We start from the raw sequence: 19,866 nt of genomic DNA, 5'->3' as shown, positions 1-19,866 counted from the left end.
AATGACTGATTCGCACGAGACGAACACAGCCTCCATGTCGGACGCCTCTGGCGCGGCCGACCCCAAGAATCCCCGCGCGAAGGGCCAGGGGCGCAAGCTGCGCACGCCGTTTCGCCGCCGTCGTGGCGATGCCACGCAAGAGTCGGCTCCCCGCCAGAATGAAGAGGTCCAGGCGGCCGCTCCTGGTGAGGCCAAGGCCCGCCCAGCTCGCCCACAAAACAATCGACGCAAACCTGCGGCTGCTGGTCGTCGTCCAGATACACGCGGTGGCGCCAACAAGCGACCAGGCAACACCCAGGCCGCTCGTTACTCCAACCCTGCTGACGACGCTCCGGTTGTGATTCTGGATGGTGATGATGACATCGCATTCAGCCATCTGGACAAGCAAAGTCGTTTGTCGCAGCGCCTGGGTAAGTACATGGGCAGCGACTTGGTGCAGCCTAAATTGCACAAGGTGCTGGCTGAAGCCGGTATCGGTTCGCGCCGCGATATGGAAGAACTGATCGTTGCAGGTCGTGTCTCCGTGAATGGCGAACCTGCCCATATCGGTCAACGTGTCAGTGCCGATGACAAGGTGCGTATTAATGGTCAACTGATCAATCGTGCCAACACCAAGCGCCCTCCGCGCGTGATTCTGTATCACAAGCCGGCTGGCGAAATTGTCACGCACGACGATCCCGAAGGCCGTGCCACCGTGTTTGGTCGCCTGCCTTCCCTGAAAGTGGGCAAGTGGTTGTCGGTCGGTCGACTGGATTTGAATACCGAGGGTTTGCTGATCTTCACGACATCGGGTGATATTGCCAACCGCATGATGCATCCGCGCTACGGTGCCGAGCGTGAATACGCTGTACGTGTTCTGGGTGAGCTGAGCGAAGAGCAAATGCAATCCATGCGCGATGGCGTGCAGTTGGAAGACGGTGTGGCCAAGTTCGGCATGATCGAATTTTTGGGTGGCGAAGGCAGCAACCGTTGGTATCGCGTCACTATTCATGAAGGCCGTAACCGTGAAGTGCGCCGTATGTTTGAAGCGATGGGTGTGACGGTCAGCCGTCTGATTCGCACTCGTTTTGGGGATGTGGGTCTGCCTAAAAATCTGCGCCGTGGCCGTTGGGAAGAATTGGATGCTGATGTGGTGATGGCATTCATGCTGCGCCTGGGGCTGGTGAAAGAGTCGGATGACGAAGGCACCCACCAGCGTCGCGAACGTCAACCTCTGTCCCACGACAGCGCTTTGCCTCCCGGTTTCGGTACGCTGGAGCACAACGGTCTGAGTGGCGCTCGCATGGGGCGTGGTGGTCGTGTGGCAGGTCGCGGTCGCTCCTCAAATAATGTGCGTGTAAACGAATCCGTCAGCGGTGCCTTGTTCATTAGCGGTGGTCTGGCCAATGGCCATCCTGATGGTGGTCGTCGTGAACACGGTGGTCAAGGGCGTGGTGCTCCACGTAGCGGTCAGGGTGTACGTGGTGGCCAGCAACGCGGTCGTTCGGCGGAAGGGCGTTCTTCGGAAGGACGCGCGCATGAAGGTCGCAGTCGCGAGGGGCGTTCGCAGGAAGGTGCGCGTGTGCACAATGGCCGCCGTCCAGTGCGTGGCGATCAGGCGCGCGGTGAGCAGGGGCGTGGTGATCAGGCCCGTGGTGGTCACGCTCGCGGTGCTCAGGAAGGACGTGCGCCTTCGGCCCGTCGCGGCGCTTCCGATCGTGCCGGAGCCGGGCAAACGCCCAAGGCTCATGTGAAGAAAACAACGGTGGTGCGCCGTGTCAGCCGTCGTGATGATGACTGGCAGCCAGCCAGCTCGGCGGCCCATGAATCCCACCTGGGACGCGGGCGCCGGTAAAGCCAGGACGCACGGACTTTGAGTTTGTGGCCCGAACCCTGCGGTTTGGGCCTGTAAGGCCGTGTGAATGCACGTATTTTCCGGTTTTCTGGTAGAATATAGAACTTGGCTCAGAGACGTTTGTGTCGGCTGGGTCTTTTTTGATGCTGCGCGCCAGCGAATAGGGCGGTCTTTCAAGGCAGAGACCGCGTGGATCATCCGGTTCGGTTGCGCCTGCAACTATCCCGATTTGACGTTGGCAATGCGCAAGACCAGGGCCCGCTTGATTCTCAAGCGTGCATGGTGACCATGGGCTGGCGTACAGCCCATTTTTTTTGGATTTTATGGCAGACATTCTAGCTTTGGCACAAGAGACCCTGGCGGGTACCGAGTACGAACTGGTGGACGTGGAGCGTGCGCCGCTAGGCTTGTTACGCATCGTCATCGATCACCCGGAAGGGGTGCGTATCGAACACTGTGAATGGGTGTCTAAACAATTATCACGCGTTTTCGAAGTGGAAAACGTGGATTACAAGCGCATGGAAGTGGCCTCGCCGGGGATAGATCGCCCCTTGTTGCGTATTGGCGATTACGTGCGCTTTGCGGGCAGTCGGGTGCAGGTGCGCCTGCACGAGGCGCTCGACAATCGGAAAGTGTTTGTGGGTACGCTCCACGCTCCTGAAGGGGCGCTACCGGCTAGTGTTCCGCTGGATACCGTTTTTAGGCTGGAACTGGACGAAGCATCGGGCAAGCTGACGCAGGTCGAATTCACCTATGACCAGGTGGATCGTGCCAAATTGGATCCCGTTCTTGATTTCAAGGGTAAGAAGCGATGAGTCGCGAAATTCTATTGCTGGTCGATGCGCTGGCGCGTGAAAAATCCGTAGCGCGTGATGTCGTGTTCACCGCGCTCGAGAGCGCCTTGGCCTCGGCCATGAAAAAGCGCTTCAAGGAAGATGTCGATATCCGTGTGGAAATCGACAGGGAAACCGGCGCCCACGAAGGCTTCCGGCGCTGGCTGGTCGTGCCCGACGAGGCCGGTCTGCAAGAGCCCGACAAGCAGGAGATGCTGTCGGACGCCCAGGAGATCGATCCCGAGCTGCAAGTGGACGATTACATCGAAGAGCCACTCGAGCCTATCGAGTTTGGCCGTATCGGTGCCCAGGCTGCCAAGCAGGCCATCCTGCAAAAAATCCGTGATGCCGAGCGCGAGCAAGTGCTCAACGACTTTCTGGAGCGTGGTGAGACCATCGTTTCCGGTACGGTCAAGCGCATGGACAAGGGCGATGCCATTATCGAAATGGGCAAGATCGAAGCACGTTTGCCTCGTTCGGAAATGATCCCCAAGGAAAATATCCGCGTGGGCGACCGTGTCCGCGCCTGGGTACAGAAGGTGGACTACGCAGCACGTGGCCAGCAGGTCATCTTGTCGCGTACAGCACCTGAATTCATTAAAGAACTGTTCGAGAACGAAGTACCCGAGATCGAACAGGGCCTGCTGGAAATCAAGGCCGCTGCCCGTGATGCGGGTGTGCGCGCCAAGATCGCTGTTATTGCTTACGACAAGCGTATCGATCCTATCGGTACTTGTGTGGGCATGCGAGGTTCGCGCGTGACTGCGGTGCGTAACGAACTGGGCGGCGAGCAGGTCGATATCGTGTTGTGGGCCGATGATCCGGCCGAATTCGTGATCGGTGCTCTGGCACCGGCGCACGTCGAATCCATTCTGGTGGACGAAGACAAGCACGCCATGGATGTGGTGGTAGACGAAGAAAACCTGCCCAAGGCGATTGGTTCGCGTGGTCAGAACGTGCGTCTGGCATCGGAATTGACGGGCTGGCAGATCAACATCATGACACCGGAAGAAAGCCGCAACCGTCAGGACGAAGAGCGCGAAGAATTGCGCGCTACCTTCATGTCCCGTCTGGATGTGGACGAAGCCGTGGCCGATATTCTGATCGACGAAGGGTTTACCGGTCTGGAAGAAATCGCTTATGTGCCTCTGCAGGAATTGCAGGACATCGAAGCCTTTGACGAAGAAACCGTCAACGAGCTGCGTGCCCGCGCCCGCAATGCGCTGCTGAGCGAGGCCATCGCCAAGGAAGAATTGGTACAGACCGCGGTCAAGGAACTGGCAGGAGTCGAGGGCATGACGCCTGAGCTGATCGCCGTACTGGCCGAAAACGAGATTACAACGCTGGATGAACTGGCGGAACTGGCAACGGACGAACTGTCCGAGATGACCGGCCTGGCGCAAGATGCGGCCAGCGAACTGATCATGCGTGCCCGTGCCCACTGGTTTGACGACGAGGCCTGATATGTCTAGCTAGGTCCCGCGCGTTGTATTCATTAAGAATAGTTGTAGTAAAGCAAGAGAGAGTCGAATGTCGAGTAACACTGTCGCCCAGTTCGCTCAAGAACTGAAAATGCCTGCGAATGTTCTGCTGGAGCAGTTGCGTAGCGCAGGTATTGAGCTCAAATCAGTTGATGACGCCATCACTGATTCGGATAAGGCGAAGCTGCTTGAATCGTTGCGCCGCTCGCACGGCAGTCAGGAAGGCAACAAGATCACCCTGACTCGCCGTCAAACATCGGAGATCCGTCAGGATGACGGATCGGGTCGCTCCCGCACGATTCAGGTGGAAACACGCAAAAAACGCGTGTTTGTAAAGCGTGATCCCTCCGAGCTGGTGGCAGAAGCCAATGCGGCATTGGCACAGGAAAATGCAAAGGAGCAAGCTGCTCAGGCCCAAGCGGCCAGTCAGGAAAAGCAAGCTGTTGAACAGGCGCCTGCCGCGCCTGTCAGCAAGCCCGTAGATCCTGTGGCAGCAACTCCTGAAGCTCCTGTGAAAGAGCAAGCCCCTGTCGAGCCCAAGCCTGAGCCCAAGCCAGAGCCTGAGCCCGAAGTGGTCGCTGCTCCCGAGCCGACTCCTGTTGCCGAGCCTGCGCCCGAACCTGCTGCTCCTGCACAGCCCGTTGAGGCTGCTCAGGAAGATACAAAGAAACCCGAGCCTCAGCCTCAGGAACAAGCACCTGCTGCAACGGAGCCATCCGAAGCCGCGGCAGCGCCTGTTCAGGAAAAGGCCGAATCGGCTCCCTCTCCTACGGCCCAAGAAAAGCCCGTGGAACCTACTAAATCTGTAAACGACGCCCGTCAAGCTAACTCTGTGAATAAAAATCAGCACCCTCAAGGGACTAAAACGCCCACTTCGACTGGAAAACCTCGGGATATGGCTGCTACTGGTCAGCGCCGTGCAGTGCGTGGCCCGGTGATTCCTCCTGTTGCCGCCGATGTGGAGCAAGACCAGGATCGTGATCGCGCCCGTAAGGCCGCAGAGGCCGAAGCCGCTGCGTTGCGCGATATGTTGAACCGTCCTCGTAAGGTCTTGCGTGCTCCCGAGCCAGAGGCTGATAGCAAGGCAGGTGCCAAGGGCGCTCAGAAGAAAGACGCCAAAGGCTCCAAGACCGAGAAGGCCCCGGGCAAACCCGTCAAGACTGACAGCACCCCTGGCTGGACCAGCGATGCCAGCCGCAAGAAGCAGCCTTCCAAGGCTGATGTGGCTTCCGCCGGTGCCGGTGGTGGTCGTGAAGGCTGGAAAGCCAATGCCAAGGCAGGTCGTGGCAAGGGTGGTCGTGGTGGCCGCAACGCTCAGGCCGAGCGCCGTGAACCACAAGTGGCAGAATTCATTGCCCGTGAAGTGCACGTGCCGGAAACCATTTCGGTCAGCGATCTGGCTCACCGGATGGCCGTCAAGGCTGCCGAGGTGATCAAGCACCTGATGAAGCTGGGTCAGATGGTTACCATCAACCAGGTTCTGGATCAGGAAACAGCCATGATTCTGGTCGAAGAACTGGGTCACAAGGCGATTGCTGCCAAGCTGGACGATCCTGAAGCCTTCCTGGTCGATACCGATGCTCAGAACGACGCCGAACTGAAGCCCCGTGCTCCAGTGGTAACTGTCATGGGTCACGTTGACCACGGTAAGACTTCGCTGCTGGACTACATCCGTCGTGCCAAGATCGCCTCGGGCGAGGCCGGTGGTATTACACAGCACATCGGTGCGTACAACGTCAAGACAGAACGTGGCACGGCTACGTTCCTGGATACCCCCGGTCACGAAGCCTTTACGGCCATGCGTGCTCGCGGTACCAAAGCCACTGACGTGGTGATTCTGGTGGTGGCCTCCGATGACGGTGTGATGCCCCAGACCCGTGAAGCCATTCACCATGCTCGCGCCGCTGGCGTGCCGCTGGTGGTGGCGATCAACAAGATTGATAAACCTGAAGCCAACCCGGAACGCGTCAAGCAGGAACTGGTAGCCGAAGAAGTGGTGCCTGAAGAATACGGTGGCGATGTGCCCTTTATTCCTGTGTCGGCCAAAACCGGCCAGGGCATCGACGAATTGCTGGAAAACGTGCTGCTGCAGGCCGAAATGCTGGAGTTGAAGGCTCCGGTTGACGCACCTGCCAAGGGTACGGTTATTGAAGCCCGTCTGGACAAGGGCCGCGGTCCTGTGGCCACCATCCTGGTTCAAAGCGGTACCTTGAACCGTGGTGACAGCGTGCTGGTCGGCGCCTCCTTCGGTCGCGTTCGCGCCATGCTGAACGAAACCGGCAAGTCGCTGAGTTCGGCTGGTCCGTCGATTCCTGTAGAAATCCAGGGTCTGACTGAAGTGCCCGCTGCGGGTGATGAACTGGTTGTGATGGCTGACGAGCGTAAAGCTCGTGAGATCGCGCTGTTCCGTCAAGGCAAGTTCCGTGATGTGAAACTGTCGCGTCAACAGGCCGCCAAGCTGGAGTCCATGTTCGACAATCTGGGCGAAGGCATGCAAACCCTGTCGCTCATCATCAAGACCGACGTTCAGGGCTCGCAAGAAGCGCTGGTACAGTCGCTGGTCAAGCTGTCTACCGACGAAGTGCGTGTGGTGGTTGTACACGCCGCCGTGGGTGGTATTTCCGAGAGCGACGTCAACCTGGCGATTGCCTCCAACGCGGTAGTGATCGGCTTTAACGTCCGTGCCGAGCAAAGCGCCAAGAAACTGGCTGAAGCCAACGGCATTGATCTGCGTTACTACAACATCATTTACGATGCGGTTGACGAGGTCAAAGCAGCCCTGTCCGGCATGCTGGCTCCCGAGCAGCGCGAAGAAGTCATCGGTATGGTTGAAATCCGCGAAGTCTACAACGTGTCGCGTATTGGTAATATCGCCGGTTGTATGGTTACCGAAGGCGTGGTCCGTCGCGATTCGCAAGTTCGCTTGCTGCGCAACAACGTCGTGCACTGGAGTGGCTACCTGGATTCCCTGCGCCGCTTCAAGGACGACGTCAAGGAAGTGCGTTCCGGCTTCGATTGCGGTATCACGCTGCGTGGCAACAACGACATCCAAGTGGGCGACCAGCTTGAGATCTTCGAGATCAAAGAGATCGCCCGGACACTGTAATTTATGGCACGACACAAGTCCAAACCAAACCCAGGGCGCAACCTGCGCCTGGCCGACCAGATCCAGAAGGATCTGGCGGTTCTGATCCAGCGCGAGATCGACATGACCCGCGCTGGTCTGATTACCTTGACCGGCGTGGAGCTGTCTCCAGACTACGCACACGCCAAAGTGTATTACTCGGTGCTGGGCGCCGAGCCCGAAGTCGCTCAGGCGGCTTTGACCGAGAAGGCCGGTTGGTTGCATTCGCTGCTGTTCAAGCTGCTGCACATCCACACGGTTCCTACTCTGCATTTTCATCACGACCGGCAGTTGGAACGCGGCATGGAGCTCTCCAAGCTCATCGACAGCGCCAACCAGGCCGATAGCGAATTGACTGGCTCTGCTTCCAAATCGGACGAGCCAGACGAACAGCCCTGACGCGGCTGTTGTTTCTTCACGGATTGACACACGATGGCTACGCGAAAACGCGGGCAGTTGATTGATGGTGTGCTGCTACTGGACAAGTCCGACGGAATGTCCAGCAACCACGCTTTGCAGCGTGCCCGCCGCACTCTGGATGCCCGCAAAGCTGGCCATACTGGAACCCTGGACCCGTTTGCAACGGGCCTGCTGGTTTGCTGTTTTGGCCGGGCTACCAAGATTTCCGCCACGATGCTGGAAGCAGACAAAGCCTATGAAGCTACCTTGCAGTTTGGACAGGAAACCGATTCAGGTGACTTGACCGGCAATGTGGTGTCCCAGGCTCCGGCAGATTTTGCCGGTGTCACCCTCGAGGCGCTGGAGGCAGTTCTACCTGCTTTCCGAGGACCCATTACCCAGGTGCCGCCCATGTATTCCGCGCTCAAGCGCGATGGCAAGCCCCTGTATGAATATGCCCGTCAGGGTATAGAGCTGGAACGTGAGGCACGACATCTCGTGATTCACGATTTGCAGGTGCAAGACTTTACGCCGCAATCGGCGCGTTTGTTTGTACGTTGCAGCAAGGGAACCTATATCCGGACCCTGGCGCAAGACATTGGACGTGCTCTGGGGTGTTTTGCCCATCTGACGGCCTTGCGCCGGACAGAATTAGGACCTTTTCATATCGACGACGCCTACACCCTGGACGGGTTGCAGGCGATGGAAGACCCGATGTCGGCCTTGCTGGCCATCGAGAGCTTGCCTACCGAGATTTTGCCCAAAAAACTTCAATCAGAAGGATGAGTTATGAGACGCGCATTGCGCAATGTGGCCATTATTGCCCACGTTGACCACGGGAAGACCACCCTGGTCGATCAATTGTTGAGACAGGCAGGTACGTTCCGTGACAACGAACATATCTCCGAACGTGTCATGGACTCGGGCGATATCGAGAAAGAACGCGGTATTACCATTCTGGCGAAGAACTGTGCCGTTGAATACGAAGGCACCCACATCAACATTATCGACACCCCCGGTCACGCTGACTTTGGTGGTGAGGTCGAACGCGTGCTGTCCATGGTTGACGGCGTGTTGTTGCTGGTGGATGCGGTTGAAGGCCCCATGCCTCAAACCCGCTTTGTGACTCGCAAAGCTCTGGAACTGGGTCTGCGTCCGATTGTGGTGGTCAACAAGGTTGACCGTCCCGGCGCCCGTCCTGACTTCGCGATCAACGCCACGTTCGACTTGTTCGACAAACTGGGCGCGACCGACGAACAGCTGGATTTCCCCATCATTTACGCATCGGGTCTGTCGGGCTACGCCGGTTTGACCGAAGACGTGCGTGAAGGCGATATGCGTCCTTTGTTCGACGCTATCCTGGAGCATGTGCCCCAGCGTGAGGACGACGTCAACGCACCGTTGCAGTTGCAGATCTGTTCGCTGGACTACAGCTCCTACGTGGGCAAGATCGGTGTAGGCCGTGTGAACCGTGGCCGCGTGCGCGCTGCCCAGGATGTGGTCGTGAAATTTGGTCCTGATGGCGAAGTCATCAAAGGCCGTATCAATCAGGTTCTGAAGTTCAAGGGCCTGGAGCGTGTATCGGTGGACGAAGCCGAAGCCGGCGACATCGTGCTGATCAACGGTATTGAAGAGCTGGGCATTGGTTGCACGGTGACCGATCCTGCTCACCAGGAAGCTCTGCCTTTGCTGCGCATTGACGAGCCTACACTGACCATGAACTTCATGGTGAACACCTCGCCTCTGGCAGGCCGTGAAGGCAAGTTCGTGACCAGCCGTCAGCTGCGTGATCGCCTGGACCGTGAATTGAAGTCCAACGTGGCTTTGCGTGTTAACGAAACCGACGACGACACCGTATTTGAAGTGTGCGGTCGCGGTGAGTTGCACTTGACCATTCTGATCGAAAACATGCGTCGTGAAGGCTATGAAATGGCCGTGTCGCGTCCACGCGTGCTGATTCGTGAAGAGAACGGCGTCAAGATGGAGCCTTACGAGCAGTTGACCGTGGACGTCGAAGACGGCCACCAAGGCGGCGTGATGGAAGAACTGGGTCGTCGTCGTGGTGACTTGCAGGATATGGTTGCTGATGGCCGTGGTCGTACACGTCTGGAGTACCGTATTCCCGCCCGTGGCCTGATCGGTTTCCAGGGCGAGTTCATGACGCTGACACGCGGTACCGGCTTGATGAGCCACACCTTTGACGAGTTCCGCCCCATGCGCGAAGGCACGGTTGGCGAGCGTCGTAACGGCGTGCTGATCAGCCAGGACGACGGTGATGCCGTGGCCTACGCCTTGTGGAAGCTGCAGGATCGTGGTCGCATGTTTGTGTCCCCGGGTGATGCTCTGTACGAAGGCATGATCATCGGTATTCACAGCCGCGACAACGACCTGGTGGTTAACCCCATCAAGGAAAAGAAACTGACCAACGTGCGTGCTTCCGGCAAGGACGAGCACATTGATCTGGTTCCACCTATTCGTCTGACTCTTGAATATGCCGTGGACTTCCTGGATGACGACGAGCTGGTTGAAGTGACTCCCAAGTCCATTCGCTTGCGCAAGCGTTACCTGAAAGAACACGAGCGCCGTCGCAGCCAACGCGAAAGTTAATTTTTCGGGTTTAGCGATACGAGAAAACGCCTGCTTGATGCAGGCGTTTTTTTTGTCTTACTATGGTTGGCGTCAGCCGGATTTAGAACGCGGTATTAAAAAGCTGGGGTGTATGCATAAGCACCCCAGCTTGATTTTTAAATTCAAGAAAGGGTGTGGGATAAATAAAATTGATTAAGTGGCTTATTGAGTCTGATGGGTTGCTTTAATTTCTGCTTAATACCTGCTTGATACAAACTGGCTGGACACATTACCAAGCTCGCTTTGCAAAGTCTCAGTTGTAGCTGGGCATCTTCTTGTTTTTGAAAAGATTTTTTCATTGCAAGAGCCGGTGCGCAGTTTCCCCCATTAAGGAGAATACTGATGGTGCAGCATATTGTGATTGTAGGTGGTGGTATTGGCGGTACGATGACCGCCAATCATTTAGTGACCAAGCTATACCCGGAAATTCGTTCTGGTAAAGTCCGCATTACCATGCTGTCCAACTCTCCCTGGCATTATTACAAGCCCGCTTTTATGTACGTGGCTTTTGATGCTTTTTTCAGGGACGAGTTGCGACGTCCGCAAATTTCACTTTTGCGCCCCGAAATTGATTTTCAGCTAGAGGAAGTCAGTGGTTTTGACTTCAAGGCCAGCCGTCTGCACTGCGCCAGTGGTAAGAAGATCGACTATGACTACCTGGTTCTGTCTACCGGCTGCGTCCCCTCACCGGAAAAAATCGAAGGCCTGAAAGAGGGCGGTGATCATTTCTATCAGCATGCGCCTGCGCGCCAATTGGCGGACCGCCTGAGCAAGCTGGAAAAGGGCCGTGTGCTGGTAACGGTCACCTTCCCCAAAACTCATAACGTTCCTCACCAGTGCGGTATTGCACCGGTAGAAACAACCTTGATGCTGGACGAGTACCTGCGTCGTCGTGGTGTACGCGACAAGGTAGAGATTGCTTATACCTATCCCACGACCTCCCAGCTTTTGCGTAATTGTCTGTTCATGCAGAACGAGGTTTGTCAGGTCTTGCCGCCCATTTTTGAGGATCGTGACATCAAGCATCAACGCGGTTTTACCCTGAGCCGTGTAGACCCTGAACGCAAGATTGCCTATTCCGAAGAGGGCGCAGAAGAGCCGTTCGACCTCCTGATGGCGACTCCTCCCATTACGGCGGTGCCTGCTGTGCGTGACTCGGGGATTTCTCAAGCCGCCGACAACGAAGGCTGGGTCCCCACCGATCACCAAACCATGAAGGTGCTGGGGCTGGACAATGTATACGTGCTGGGTGACACGGTGGACCTGCCTATCAGTAAAGCGGGCGGCTCCTGCCATAACCAATCGCCCGTAGTGGTCAACAACCTGGCCTCAGAGTTGCGATTTGGGCGCACCAGCGACGAATACGATGGCCGTGTGGTGGCGGTAGCCCAAATGGGTCTGGAGGGCGGTATGCCGCTTTGGTACGACTACAAGGAGGATGTGCATCCCACGCCGCCCACCAAACTGGGTGGACTGCTGCGCAAGGGTTTTAACCGGGGTATTTACTGGGCCGTGGCCCGTGGCTTGGTCTAATTCAGGAGAGACAGATGAATTCGGTATCGGATAAATCCTTGAATCCCGGTGATGCGGGCGCTGCTCAGAAGTCTCCTTCTGCTCTGGAAAGCCTGCTTGGAGAGGATCCAGGCATCAAGGGCCTGGATGAACTGATCGGCAAGATCGAACCTTTGCTGGCCGGTGGTCGCCTTAATCGGGTGGTGGATGCGGTGTCCCTGCTGGCCGATCTGGTGGATATGACGGACGACTATATGCTCGAAAAGCTTATGAAGGGCTTTGAGGAGGGCATAGGGGCCGCCTGGTCGGTTGGAAATGCGGCACGTATGGCTTCGGATCAGGTGCGGGCCACGGAGACCACACCGACCCTGATGGGCCTGATACGACTGGCCAAGGAGCCGGAAGTGCGTCGCGGCCTGACTTTCTTTTTGATGATGGCCGGTGTGATGGGGCGCCAGATGCGTTATCAGAATCTGGATCACACGGGGGACTGACACGGCCGCTGTATCGCTAAAGAAAAAAGGGCGGCTTGTGAAAGCGGCCCTTTTTTCTTGTTCGGCATCTCAGCACCTCAGCGTTCAGTGATTCAAAAATGCCATTTGGCGCTTTTCCACGATACGGAAAATGCCCACCAGAATGAAGGACACGCACAGGTAAATCAGTGCAGCAATCCCGTAGGAGGTGAAGGTTTGGTAGGTGGCCGCATTGGCATCGCGTGCGATCTTGAGCAGGTCAGGAACGGTAGCGGTAAAAGCCAGCGAGGTGGCATGCAGCATCAGCACCACTTCATTGCTGTAAGCAGGCAGCACACGACGCAGGGCTTGCGGCAGAATCACGCGGCGGTACAAGGTCCAGCCGGACATGCCATACGCACGGGCCGACTCCACTTCACCGGGAGGCATGGAGCGGATGGCTCCGGCAAAAATCTCGGTGGTGTAGCCAACAGTGTTCAAGGTCAGTGCCAGAATCATGCAATTGAAGCCGCTCATGAAGAAGGCTTCCAGTGCAGGTACGGATTTGACGATGGCCAGCTTGTACATGGCGGTGTAGATCAGCAGGATCTGCACGTACAAGGGGGTGCCACGGAAAAAGTAAGTGAAGGCACCGATAGGGCGCGATAGCCAGGCCTTGCCCGAGACACGGCCAATGGCCATGAAAATCGACAGGAAAAAGCCGATGGCAACCGAGATCACCAGCAGCCAAAGTGTCATGGCCAGACCCGAGAGCTGACCATTGCTTTGGTACAGATAGGCGCGCCAGAATTCGTTCAGAACATCCATTAGAACTGTGCTCCTTTCACGCCAATGTTGTAGCGTCGTTCCAGGTAGCCCAGGCCAATATTGCTGACGGCGGTCAGGCCCAGATAGATCAGGGCAGTGATGCCCACAAAGAGGAAGGAGTTGAAGGTCGCGTTACCGGCATTTTGCGCAATCTTGACCACATCGCTCAGGCCGATCAGGGACACCAGCGCGGTGGATTTGAGCAGGATTTGCCAGTTATTGCCCAGTCCGGGCAGGGCGTAGCGCATCATTTGAGGAATCTGGATGCGATGCAGAACTTGCCAGGCGCTCCAGCCACAGGCTTTGCCCGCTTCCATTTGGCCCTTGGGGATAGCCATCAGGGCGCCACGGAAGGTTTCGGCAAAGTAAGCACCATAAATAAAGCCCAGCGTGACCACACCGGCTCCGAAGGGATCGATCTCGATCATGTCCCATTCCAGCCAGTCAGTCAGTTCGTTCAGCCAGATTTGCAAGCTGAAAAAGAACAACATCAAAAGCACCAGATCCGGGACGCCCCGGATCAAGGTGGTATACAAACCGCCCACCCATCGCAGCAGCGAGGTGCGGGATAGTTTCATCAGGGCAGCGACCAGACCCAGCACCAGGGAAACCAGCAGCGAGAGCACTGCCAGTTTGATGGTTTCCCAGGTGCCGACCAGCAACTGCGGCCCATAACCGTAAAGCAACATGGTTCAGGTATCCAGGTCAGGGCGCGATGCGAATGTTTTCTTTTTGGAAGTATTTGTCGGCAAAGGTCTGCATGGTGCCATCGGCCTTCATTTCACGCAGAACTTCATCAACAGTTTTCTTGAGTTTCTTGTTGCCCTTGCGAATACCCATGGCGATAGGCTCGTTCAGGATGGGGCTGTCGTCCACGGTGCTGCCGGTCAGCTCAAAGTCGGCACCGGCAGGCTTGGTCAAAAAGCCTTCAACGGCATTCTGGGCTTCCTGGAAGGTGGCGTCCACGCGGCCACCGGCCAGGTCATTGAAGGCGTCGGTGTAGCTGGGGTAAGCCACGATGGTGACACCGTTGTTGGCCCAGTTCTGGCGCGCATAGGTTTCCATGGTGGTGCCTTGCTGCACACCGACACGCTTGCCTTTCAGGGATTCGGCGGTGGGCTCCAGACCGCTGCCTTTGCGGGCGGCCAGGCGAACCGGCACGATATACATGGGCTCGCTAAAGTCGATCACCTTGGCGCGTGCCTCGGTGGCGGTCATGGTGGAGTTGGCCAGATCGAATTTGCGGGCTTGCAGGCCGGGGATCAAGCTGTCAAAGGACTGATCGATCCACACGCACTTGGCTTGCAGGCGCTTACAGATTTCGTTGCCGATGTCGATGTCAAAGCCTTGCAGCTCGCCACTGGGGTCCAGAAACTCGAAGGGGGGATAACCCGCCTCAGTGGCAAAACGGATTTCGGACGGCCCGGCTGCATGGGCAGCAGCGGGCACCAAGGCACTGCAAAAAGCCACCATCAGGAGGCGGGCAAGCATTTTGTTCATGTGGAGGACTCCGGCAAATATCGACTAGCTTGTGGCATTCAATACAAATTCGGCCCTGCTGATGGAGGGCCGAAGAAAGACTGCAAATTTAACCCGTACGCCTTACTGGGGCAATGCGGGTTCCGCCCTAGGCAGTACGCAGCACTGGTTGATGTAGCCCATGACCTCGTCCAGATCGTCGGTCAGGACCAGCAAATTCAGGTCTTTCGGACCAATCAGGCCCATCTCCATCAATTGGTCACCAATCCATTCGATCAGGCCGGACCAAAAGGAAGTGCCGATCAGTACAATGGGTGCGGGTGGGACTTTGCCTGTTTGAACCAGGGTCATGACTTCAAACAGCTCGTCCAGGGTACCGAAACCGCCAGGCAGGGCAATGTAGGCCCAGCTGTGCATGAAAAAGGTGGCCTTGCGCGAGTAGAAGTACTCGAACTGCAGACTTTGTGTCTGGTAAGGGTTGTTGGTGGTTTCGTGAGGCAAGCGTATATTCAGGCCAATACTTTGCCCGCCTGCTTCGTACGCGCCTTTATTGGCGGCTTCCATCAGGCCAGGGCCACCGCCAGCAATCAGGGTGACGCCCGCTTCGGCCAGACGACGGCCCAGTTCCTGGGCCAGTTCGTAGTAAGGATGACCGGGTTTGATGCGTGCGCTGCCGAAAACACTAACGCCAGCACCCATTTCTTTTAATGTATCGACCGCAGTTTGCAGCTCCTTCATGATGGTAGGAATCTGCTCAGAGGCCGGTAAACGGACGATTTTATTGTTAGACATGAAAAAAACCTTGTTGCTCGTTGATGGTTCCAGCTATCTGTACCGAGCGTACCATGCGATGCCCGATCTGCGAAACGCGCAAGGCCAGCCCACAGGCGCCTTGTACGGGGTCATCAATATGCTGCGCCGTCTGCTACAGGATTATCAAGCGGACTATATGGTATGCGTATTTGATGCCAAAGGCCGCACATTCCGGGACGATCTGTACGATCAATACAAGGCTAACCGGCCCTCCATGCCCGAAGATATGGCGGTGCAAATAGAGCCTATTCATAAAGCGGTACGCGCCATGGGCTGGCATCTGATTTGTCAGCCTGGCGTAGAGGCCGACGATATCATCGGCACGCTTTCCCGTCTGGCGGCAGAAAATGGCATCGAGACCGTGGTGTCTACCGGGGACAAGGACCTGGCCCAGCTGGTCAATGAGCATGTGCAGCTGGTCAACACCATGAGTAACGAAAAGCTGGATGTAGAAGGCGTTACCAGCAAGTATGGGGTACGCCCAGATCAGATTATCGATTATTTGATGTTGATTGGCGACACCTCGGACAATATTCCCGGCGTTCCCAAGGTGGGGCCCAAGACGGCTGTCAAGTGGTTGGGCGAATATGGCAGTCTGGATGAACTGTTGCAGCATGCCGACAAAATCAAGGGGGTGGCCGGCCAGAATCTGCGCGACTTCAGCTCCAACTTTGAAATGACGCGCAAACTGGTCACCGTCAAACTTGATTGCGAAGTGCCTGGGTTTACGGGGGATTTCGAGGCGCTGGAGCCAGAGCCCCGTGATAACGCCGTGTTGCAGGATATCTACGAGACCTTCGGTTTCCGCACCTGGTTGCGTGAATTGACAGATGATCCCAAGCGCGTTCCCGCCCAGGATGCCCGTGTCGAGGCTGAAACACCTGCTGCGCCTGCCGAGCTGGATTACCAGACCGTCACGACGAAAGAACAATTACAGACCCTGCTAGGCCTGCTGGAAAAGGCCGAGCTGGTGGCCTTGGATACCGAAACCACCTCCCTGGACCCCTTGATGGCGCGTCTGGTGGGCTTGTCGGTGTCGGTCAAGGCGGGGCAGGCTTTTTATGTGCCGGTGGCTCATCGTGGCTCGCTGGATGTAGAACAGTTGGATAAAGACTATGTCTTGGAAACGCTGCGCCCCTGGTTGGAAAGCGCAGAGGCGGCCAAGGTCCTGCATAACGCCAAATACGATACCCATGTCCTGCTGAATGAAAAAGTCAGCCTGCGCGGTATTCGCGAGGACACCATGTTGCAGGCTTATGTTCTGCAATCGCACAAGCGTGTCGGCATGGAAGAGCTGGCCTTGCAATGGTTGGGTCTGAAAGGCGCGTCTTACGAGGATATTTGCGGCAAGGGGGCCAAGCAGATCGGCTTTGACGAGGTGGATATTCCCGTGGCCTCGCAATACGCTTGTGAAGACGCGGATTACACCTTGCGTCTGCATCAGTGCCTGCGCCCTCAAGTAGCCAAGGAAGAGGGGCTGGAGCGTATCTATTTGCTGGAAGTGCAGGCGTCGGACGTGCTGACCATTGTGGAGCGCAATGGCGTCAAGATTGATGTGCCTACTCTGGCGCGCCAAAGCCACGAGCTGGGCCAGAAAATGCTGGAACTGGAAAACAAGGCTTACGAGCTGGCCGACCAACCTTTTAATATGAACTCCCCCAAGCAAGTGGGCGAGATTCTGTTCGGCAAGCTGGGTATTCCGGTGGTTCGTAAAACCGCCAGCGGTGCCCCCTCTACCGATGAGGATGTGCTGACCCGTTTGGCTCAGGATTACCCCTTGCCCCAGGTACTGCTGGAATATCGTGGCCTGGCCAAGCTCAAGTCCACCTATACGGACAAACTGCCCAAAATGGTGAACCCGGACAGTGGCCGTGTGCATACTCGTTACGCACAGGCTGCTGTCATTACCGGACGTCTGGCTTCCTCCGATCCCAACTTGCAGAACATTCCAGTGCGTACCGCAGAAGGCCGCCGTGTTCGCGCCGCTTTCGTGTCTGAACTGGGCAAAGTGGTGTCGGCTGACTATTCCCAGATCGAATTGCGTGTCATGGCCCATGTATCGGGCGACGAGAATCTGCAGCAGGTGTTTGAGCAGGGTGGGGACGTGCACACGGCAACCGCTGCCGAGATCTTCGGTGTGGATGCCAAGGACGTCAGCTCGGACCAGCGTCGTGCGGCCAAGGCGATCAACTTTGGTCTGATCTACGGCATGGGCGAATTTGGTCTGGCCAGCAATCTGGGCATTACTCGTGATGCAGCCCGTGCCTATATTGATCGCTACTTCGCCCGCTATCCTGGCGTGGCCAGCTACATGACGCGCATCAAGGCGCAGGCGCATGAGCAGGGTTATGTGGAAACCGTGTTTGGTCGCCGTCTGTGGCTACCTGAACTGAAGGGCGCGAAAGGGCCACGCATGGCCGGTGCAGAGCGTGCCGCCATTAACGCGCCGATGCAGGGCACGTCGGCCGACCTGATCAAGATGGCCATGGTGGCTGTGCAGCGCTGGCTGGAAGAAAAAGGGCTGCGCACGCAGATGGTGATGCAGGTACATGACGAGCTGGTATTCGATGTACCCGAAGACGAGCTGGATGTCCTGCGTGAAAACCTGCCGGGCCTGATGTGCAATGTAGCCAAGCTGGATGTGCCGCTGGTGGCTGAAGTCGGCGTGGGTGATAACTGGGAACAGGCTCACTAAGGCTTCCTGGCAAGCTAAAGGAAAAGGCGACCTGATGGTCGCCTTTTTTTTAAGTAGCAGAGCGGCTTGTTTTCACCGCCTGGCTGCAGTCTGTTTATTCCTCGTTGGAGCGTACTCGGTTGGGCAGCAACTCGTCGTGCTTGGCCAGAATTGGATAGGCGGCGGCGCTGACCAGATAGGAGTTGATGGTACGCACGTCGCGCAAAATCTCCAGGTACAAGGAGCCCTGCTCGGCGGAGTCCAGCTGACCGGCCTTGATCTTGCGAATATGACGATCTCCCGCCGCTACTTCCAGTTCGCGGAAGAAGTCTTTTTCAAAGGCCAGGAAGCGGGCGGTTTTTACATCTTCGGCCACAAACAGGGCTGCTGCCTGACGCTGGTTGCGAATCAGCCTGTCCATGACTTTGCCGATTTCGGCCTGTTCTTCCGATTGCAGTATCCAGCCTTGTTTACGCAGCTTGGCCGTGTGGCTGAGCAAGCCATTGACGCTGATCGTGGCGGCGTGCGAGATATTGGTGGAGAACGTCAGAATATCGTTCAGACGACGGGTATCTTTCTTGCTGAGGTTTTCCTGGTCCATACTGGCCAGATAGGTGGTGATCAGCGGCTCCAGACGGTTGACGGCATTACTGATATAGCGCGCATGGTTAATGCTTTGGGCGCTATTGTTCAGCATGTTCTGACGGGCCGTATCCAGGATTTCCTGCAGCATATCGGACAGACGCAGCGCTTCACGCGCTGCATTGCCCAAGGCCACGGCAGGCACTTCCTGAGCGGACTGGTCCAGATACAAGGGCAGGCCGGGATCATCCGGGTCGGTGCGGCGGGGCAGATAACGGCTCAGCAGACGCGAATAGGGTTTGAGTAAAGGCAGGAACAAGGCTGCCACGGCCAGGTTGAAGAAGGTATGGAAGTTGGCCACAGCACGAGCTGGGTCATTGGTGAACCAGCTCATCAAATCCGGAATCCAGGGCAGCAAAATCATGCCGACCAGACAACCAAACACACGTGTGCCCAAGTTGCCGATGGGCAGACGTTTGTTGGCTGGGTCCTTGGAGCCGCCAGCCCCTTCCAGAATCGGGTTGATAGCGGTACCCACATTGGCACCCAGCACCAATGCGTAGGTCAGTTGCGGGTCCATATGCTGGTGACTGGCCAGCGAGATGATCAGCACCACAATGGCCACACTGGAGTGTGCGGCCCAGGTCAGCAAAGCGGCCAGCAACATGCCCGTCATGGGACTGCCTGCCAGCGCTTCCAGAATGGTTTGCAGCAGGGGGGCGTCCTGAATTGGGGAGAACAAGCCCACCAGTTCATGCAGGGATAGCAGCAAGAGGCCCAGACCAATAAAGACGCGACCCAGGTCACGACGGCGTCCAGGCTCCTGCGAGCGGAACAGCCAGACTCCCAGAAGAATCAGGGCCGGGGCCAGTGCGGTCATTTTGAAGGACAGCAGTTGCACGATCAGCGTCGTACCCACATTGGCGCCCAGCATGGCGGCCAGGGCCGGAACCAGGGCGACCATGCCGGTGGCGGCAAAGCTGGTAATCATCAGCCCGGTGGCGGTACTGCTTTGGATGGCGGCCGTAATGGCCGCTCCGGCAACAAAAGCACGGCGGGGACGCCCCAGGGCATGACCCATCCAGATGCCCAGTTCGGCACCGAAGGCACGTTGCACACCGCTTTGCACCATGTGGATACCCCACAGGAGCAAGGCGATATAACCCCCGAAATCGAGAAGTGCGAAGATTTCTTTCATTGCTAAATAATAGCCCAGCGCCTCTTACA

General features: G+C 57.0%; 15 protein-coding genes. 10 read left to right on the top strand and 5 right to left on the bottom strand.

The genetic code is table 11. The annotated features are described in order from the left end of the window. Position 1: 1 nt before the first annotated feature. The 9 genes from rluB (at position 2) to M2Q46_RS08525 (ending at position 12,305) form a co-directional block, all read left to right on the top strand. Positions 2-1,834, top strand: a complete 1,833-nt coding sequence (rluB, locus tag M2Q46_RS08565; RefSeq protein ID WP_083053985.1) for a 23S rRNA pseudouridine(2605) synthase RluB — start codon at positions 2-4, stop codon at positions 1,832-1,834. Positions 1,835-2,157: 323 nt separating this feature from the next. Beyond that, the gene (gene rimP, locus M2Q46_RS08560; RefSeq protein WP_009457607.1) at positions 2,158-2,649 is read left to right on the top strand and encodes a ribosome maturation factor RimP; all 492 of its coding nucleotides are present in this window, start codon (positions 2,158-2,160) and stop codon (positions 2,647-2,649) included. Then, positions 2,646-4,130: a transcription termination factor NusA gene (nusA, locus tag M2Q46_RS08555; protein ID WP_026484319.1), complete on the top strand. Its 1,485-nt coding sequence runs from the start codon at positions 2,646-2,648 to the stop codon at positions 4,128-4,130. The genes rimP and nusA overlap by 4 nt, the downstream gene beginning before the upstream one ends. A gap of 67 nt (positions 4,131-4,197) precedes the next feature. Beyond that, complete coding sequence (gene infB / locus M2Q46_RS08550) at positions 4,198-7,254, top strand: translation initiation factor IF-2 (protein WP_203144981.1); 3,057 nt, start codon at positions 4,198-4,200, stop codon at positions 7,252-7,254. Between the two features lie 3 nt (positions 7,255-7,257). After that, positions 7,258-7,671, top strand: a complete 414-nt coding sequence (rbfA, locus tag M2Q46_RS08545) for a 30S ribosome-binding factor RbfA (RefSeq protein WP_009457603.1) — start codon at positions 7,258-7,260, stop codon at positions 7,669-7,671. Positions 7,672-7,704: 33 nt separating this feature from the next. Continuing rightward, the gene (gene truB / locus M2Q46_RS08540) at positions 7,705-8,457 is read left to right on the top strand and encodes a tRNA pseudouridine(55) synthase TruB (protein WP_022983561.1); all 753 of its coding nucleotides are present in this window, start codon (positions 7,705-7,707) and stop codon (positions 8,455-8,457) included. Between the two features lie 3 nt (positions 8,458-8,460). Then, positions 8,461-10,278 (top strand): translational GTPase TypA, encoded by a 1,818-nt coding sequence (gene typA / locus M2Q46_RS08535; RefSeq protein WP_009457601.1) that lies wholly within the window; start codon positions 8,461-8,463, stop codon positions 10,276-10,278. Between the two features lie 363 nt (positions 10,279-10,641). Further along, complete coding sequence (locus tag M2Q46_RS08530; RefSeq protein WP_035275100.1) at positions 10,642-11,832, top strand: FAD/NAD(P)-binding oxidoreductase; 1,191 nt, start codon at positions 10,642-10,644, stop codon at positions 11,830-11,832. A gap of 14 nt (positions 11,833-11,846) precedes the next feature. Beyond that, on the top strand, positions 11,847-12,305 hold the full coding sequence (locus M2Q46_RS08525) for a DUF1641 domain-containing protein (protein ID WP_035270768.1): 459 nt from the start codon (positions 11,847-11,849) through the stop codon (positions 12,303-12,305). 84 nt (positions 12,306-12,389) lie between these two features. Here the strand turns inward: M2Q46_RS08525 and hisM are convergent, their stop codons facing one another. The 4 genes from hisM to M2Q46_RS08505 all read right to left on the bottom strand — a co-directional run bounded on the left by hisM (position 12,390) and on the right by M2Q46_RS08505 (position 15,362). After that, the gene (gene hisM, locus M2Q46_RS08520) at positions 12,390-13,091 is read right to left on the bottom strand and encodes a histidine ABC transporter permease HisM (protein WP_022983563.1); all 702 of its coding nucleotides are present in this window, start codon (positions 13,089-13,091) and stop codon (positions 12,390-12,392) included. Further along, on the bottom strand, positions 13,091-13,780 hold the full coding sequence (locus M2Q46_RS08515) for an ABC transporter permease (protein ID WP_009457595.1): 690 nt from the start codon (positions 13,778-13,780) through the stop codon (positions 13,091-13,093). Before M2Q46_RS08515 ends, hisM begins: the two co-directional genes overlap by 1 nt. A 16-nt stretch (positions 13,781-13,796) precedes the next feature. Next, positions 13,797-14,591 (bottom strand): ABC transporter substrate-binding protein, encoded by a 795-nt coding sequence (locus M2Q46_RS08510; protein WP_009457593.1) that lies wholly within the window; start codon positions 14,589-14,591, stop codon positions 13,797-13,799. 102 nt (positions 14,592-14,693) lie between these two features. After that, a complete protein-coding gene (locus M2Q46_RS08505) occupies positions 14,694-15,362 on the bottom strand; it encodes a TIGR00730 family Rossman fold protein (RefSeq protein ID WP_009457591.1) in 669 nt (222 codons plus the stop codon). Between M2Q46_RS08505 and polA the strand changes: the two genes are divergently transcribed. Continuing rightward, positions 15,361-18,078, top strand: a complete 2,718-nt coding sequence (gene polA / locus M2Q46_RS08500; RefSeq protein WP_203144979.1) for a DNA polymerase I — start codon at positions 15,361-15,363, stop codon at positions 18,076-18,078. The genes M2Q46_RS08505 and polA overlap by 2 nt on opposite strands. Before the next feature lie 94 nt (positions 18,079-18,172). On the opposite strand, the gene M2Q46_RS08495 is transcribed toward polA, so the two are convergent. Further along, on the bottom strand, positions 18,173-19,837 hold the full coding sequence (locus M2Q46_RS08495; RefSeq protein ID WP_035270762.1) for a Na/Pi cotransporter family protein: 1,665 nt from the start codon (positions 19,835-19,837) through the stop codon (positions 18,173-18,175). Positions 19,838-19,866: the final 29 nt, after the last annotated feature.

The organism is Alcaligenes sp. YSL9, assembly GCF_030515105.1.
Taxonomy (GTDB): domain Bacteria; phylum Pseudomonadota; class Gammaproteobacteria; order Burkholderiales; family Burkholderiaceae_B; genus Alcaligenes; species Alcaligenes phenolicus.
This window is presented reverse-complemented; position numbering and strand designations above follow the sequence as displayed.

Coding starts and splice junctions, on each gene's coding strand:
- rluB (WP_083053985.1), top strand. CDS start 2: ATGACTGATTCGCACGAGACGAACACAGCCTCCATGTCGGACGCCTCT.
- M2Q46_RS08525 (WP_035270768.1), top strand. CDS start 11,847: ATGAATTCGGTATCGGATAAATCCTTGAATCCCGGTGATGCGGGCGCT.
- rbfA (WP_009457603.1), top strand. CDS start 7,258: ATGGCACGACACAAGTCCAAACCAAACCCAGGGCGCAACCTGCGCCTG.
- M2Q46_RS08515 (WP_009457595.1), bottom strand. CDS start 13,780: ATGTTGCTTTACGGTTATGGGCCGCAGTTGCTGGTCGGCACCTGGGAA.
- M2Q46_RS08505 (WP_009457591.1), bottom strand. CDS start 15,362: ATGTCTAACAATAAAATCGTCCGTTTACCGGCCTCTGAGCAGATTCCT.
- nusA (WP_026484319.1), top strand. CDS start 2,646: ATGAGTCGCGAAATTCTATTGCTGGTCGATGCGCTGGCGCGTGAAAAA.
- polA (WP_203144979.1), top strand. CDS start 15,361: ATGAAAAAAACCTTGTTGCTCGTTGATGGTTCCAGCTATCTGTACCGA.
- hisM (WP_022983563.1), bottom strand. CDS start 13,091: ATGGATGTTCTGAACGAATTCTGGCGCGCCTATCTGTACCAAAGCAAT.
- truB (WP_022983561.1), top strand. CDS start 7,705: ATGGCTACGCGAAAACGCGGGCAGTTGATTGATGGTGTGCTGCTACTG.
- M2Q46_RS08510 (WP_009457593.1), bottom strand. CDS start 14,591: ATGAACAAAATGCTTGCCCGCCTCCTGATGGTGGCTTTTTGCAGTGCC.
- M2Q46_RS08495 (WP_035270762.1), bottom strand. CDS start 19,837: ATGAAAGAAATCTTCGCACTTCTCGATTTCGGGGGTTATATCGCCTTG.
- typA (WP_009457601.1), top strand. CDS start 8,461: ATGAGACGCGCATTGCGCAATGTGGCCATTATTGCCCACGTTGACCAC.
- M2Q46_RS08530 (WP_035275100.1), top strand. CDS start 10,642: ATGGTGCAGCATATTGTGATTGTAGGTGGTGGTATTGGCGGTACGATG.
- rimP (WP_009457607.1), top strand. CDS start 2,158: ATGGCAGACATTCTAGCTTTGGCACAAGAGACCCTGGCGGGTACCGAG.
- infB (WP_203144981.1), top strand. CDS start 4,198: ATGTCGAGTAACACTGTCGCCCAGTTCGCTCAAGAACTGAAAATGCCT.